Source organism: Rhizobacter sp. (assembly GCF_031412495.1).
In the GTDB taxonomy this organism is placed as follows: domain Bacteria; phylum Pseudomonadota; class Gammaproteobacteria; order Burkholderiales; family Burkholderiaceae_C; genus Schlegelella_A.
The window spans coordinates 1-3,395 of record NZ_JANODC010000058.1; the positions used below are offsets into that span (position 1 = coordinate 1).

General features: G+C 69.9%; 3 protein-coding genes. All 3 read left to right on the plus strand.

The annotated features are described in order from the left end of the window. On the plus strand, positions 1-2,316 hold a 2,316-nt coding region (gene fdhF, locus AC30N0_RS02160; protein ID WP_489516296.1), incomplete at its 5' end, for a formate dehydrogenase subunit alpha. Between the two features lie 137 nt (positions 2,317-2,453). Further along, entirely contained in the window at positions 2,454-2,792 is a 339-nt protein-coding gene (locus tag AC30N0_RS02165; protein WP_489516297.1) for an HAD family hydrolase, read from the plus strand. 42 nt (positions 2,793-2,834) lie between these two features. Beyond that, the coding region (locus AC30N0_RS02170; protein ID WP_489516298.1) for a LysR family transcriptional regulator at positions 2,835-3,395 on the plus strand (561 nt) is incomplete at its 3' end.

Sequence of the window (3,395 nt, forward strand, 5' to 3'; positions counted from 1 at the left end):
GGCCAGGGCGAGAAGATCGTCTTCGACATGGACGACCCGATGGGCGACTCCACCTGCGTCTCGTGCGGCGAGTGCGTGCAGGCGTGCCCGACGGGGGCGCTGATGCCGGCCGGCGACGTCGCCCTGACGGTGCCGGACAAGCAGGTCGAGTCGGTCTGCCCTTTCTGCGGCGTCGGCTGCCAGCTCACCTACAACGTCAAGGACAACCGCATCCTCTGGGTCGAGGGCCGCGACGGCCCGGCCAACCACGAGCGGCTCTGCGTCAAGGGCCGCTACGGCTTCGACTACGCGCATCACCCGCACCGCCTGACGAAGCCGCTGATCCGGCGCGCCGACGGGCCCAAGCGCGGCGACTTCCAGATGGACCCGGAGCGCGTCATGGACGTCTTCCGCGAAGCGAGCTGGGACGAGGCGCTCGCCTTCGCCGGCGGCACGCTGCGCCGCATCCGCGACGAGCACGGCATGAAGTCGCTCGCGGGCTTCGGCTCGGCCAAGGGCAGCAACGAAGAGGCCTACCTGTTCCAGAAGCTCGTGCGCACCGGCTTCGGCAGCAACAACGTCGACCACTGCACGCGCCTGTGCCACGCCTCGTCGGTGGTGGCGCTGCTCGAGGGCATCGGCTCCGGGGCGGTCTCGAACCCGGTGATGGACGTGATGAAGGCAGAGGTGGTGATCCTCATCGGCGCCAACCCGACCGTGAACCACCCGGTCGCAGCGACCTGGATCAAGAACGCCGCCGAGGCCGGCACCAAGCTCATCGTCTGCGACCCGCGCCGCTCCGACCTGGGCCGGCTCGCGCATCGCTATCTGCAGTTCAAGGCCGACACCGACGTCGCCCTGCTCAACGCGATGATGAACGTCATCGTCGGCGAAGGGCTGGTCGACGCTGCCTTCATCGAGAGCCGGACCATCGGCTACGAGGAGCTGCGTGCCAACGTCGCCGGCTACACGCCTGAGCTGATGGCGCCGATCTGCGGCATCGACGCCGAGACGATCCGCGACGTGGCGCGGCTGTACGCGACGTCCAAGGCGTCGATGATCCTGTGGGGCATGGGCATCTCGCAGCACGTGCACGGCACCGACAACGCCCGCTGCCTGATCGCCCTGGCGCTGATGACGGGCCAGATCGGCCGCCCCGGGACCGGGCTGCATCCGCTGCGCGGCCAGAACAACGTGCAAGGCGCGTCGGACGCGGGCCTGATCCCGATGATGCTGCCCGACTACCAGCACGTCACCGATCCGGCGGCGCGCGCCCGCTTCGAGCGCGCCTGGAGGCTGCCCGAGGGCACCCTGGACACGCAGCCGGGCCTCACAGTCGTCGAGGTGATGCACGCGATCAAGAGCGGCGGCATCCGCGGCATGTACATCATGGGCGAGAACCCGGCGATGTCGGACCCGGACGCCAACCACGCGCGCGAGGCGCTCGCCGCGCTCGAGCACCTGGTGGTGCAGGACATCTTCCTGACCGAGACCGCCTACCTGGCCGACGTCATCCTGCCGGCCAGCGCGTTTCCCGAGAAGACCGGCAGCTTCACCAACACCGACCGGCTGGTGCAGATCGGCCGGCAGGCGCTCGAGCCGCCGGGCCAGGCGCGCCAGGACCTCTGGATCATCCAGCAGATGGGGCGCCAGCTCGGCCTCGACTGGCCCATGGCCCCGGCGTCCGAAGTCTTCGACGAGATGCGCCGGACGATGCCCAGCATCGCCGGCATCACCTGGGAGCGGCTCGAGCGCGAGCACGCCGTCACCTATCCGTGCCGGGAGGAAGGCGACCCGGGCCAGTCGGTGGTGTTCGTCGACGACTTCCCGCGCGAGACGGGGCGGGCCCGGTTCGTCCCGGCCGACATCATCCCGGCCGACGAGCGCCCCGATGCCGAGTACCCGATGGTGCTCATCACCGGCCGGCAGCTCGAGCACTGGCACACCGGCAGCATGAGCCGGCGCGCCGCGGCGCTCGATGCGCTCGAGCCGGACCCGGTCGCCTCGGTGCATCCGCTCGACCTCGCCGCCCTCGGCGGCAAGCCGGGCGACCTGGTGACGATCGAGTCGCGGCGCGGCAAGGTGACGCTCTACGCGCGCGCCGACGAGGGCACGCCGCCGGGCGCGGTGTTCGTGCCGTTCTGCTACTACGAGGCGGCGATCAACCGGCTCACCAACGCGGCGCTCGATCCCTTCGCCAAGATTCCGGAGTTCAAGTACTGCGCCATCCGCGTCTCGCTCGGCGGACCGGAACCCGAGCAGAGCAGCTTCGGCGGCGGCCGGGCGCGCGCGCGGCAGCGTCTCGAGCCCTCCGGCGAAGTCGCCACTGCGCCCTGAGCGCCGGGTTCATTACCTGGCGGTGATCGTTCGCATAGGACAGTTTGACTGTCATTCGTCGCCGCGCATGACTACATTGGGTCCTTGTTTCACGCGCCCGCTTCTCGCGCAGAAGCCGGCGGTTCAAGGAGATCGCCATGACTCAAGTGCAATCGACGCGACGCACCGCCGCCGCAGCCGAAGCAGAGCGGAGTGCCTACAACGCCGCCTTTTACGAGCTCGGTCTCGGCTGGCACTGGAGCGCCGACACCTTCGAGTCGCTGCAGTCGAGCGGCGATCCCTGCGAGCGCATCCGCCACTACATCGAGCAGCAGCATCCGCACCTGCTTCGCGCCTACAACGCCGAGTTCCTGGCGTCGGCGATCGAGTGCCGGCTCGCCGAGCTGCGCCGGGGCGACGCCGACGTGGCATCGCGGCAGGCGCCGCCGCGCCACGCCGGCAGCGTCGAGACCAAGGCCGCGCAGACCGGTTTCTGAGCGGGTGGTAGCGCCGGCGCACCGGCCGGCGGGCCTGCGGGCGTGAAGAACGCCACCCTGCGCCAGCTCAAGCTGTTCGAGTCGGTTGCCCGGCTGAACAGCTTCTCACGCGCCGCCGAGGAGCTGCACCTGACGCAGCCGGCCGTGTCGACCCAGATCAAGAAGCTGGAGGAGCACGCGGGCAACCGCCTGTTCGAGCAGTTCGGAAAGAAGATCTACCTGACGCCGGCCGGCACCGAGCTGCTCGAGATCGCTCGCGCCATCATCGCCCAGTTCGATGCCGCGGCGCAGGCCATGGCGCAGTTCAGCGGCGTCGCGGGCGGCCGGCTCAACGTCGGCGTCATCAGCGCCGGCGACTACTTCTTCCCGCGCCTGCTGGTCGAGTTCGTGCGCCGGCACCGCGACGTCAGCCTGAACTTCAGCGTCCACAACCGCGAAGGCCTGCTCGGCCAGATCGCGCAGAACCTCACCGACCTGGCGATCATGGTCCGGCCGCCGACCGACATGGACACGGTGCAACTCCCGTTCGCGCCGCACCCCTACGTGATCGTCGCCGCGCCCGACCATCCCTGGGTCGGCCAGCGATCGATCCCGCGCACCCTC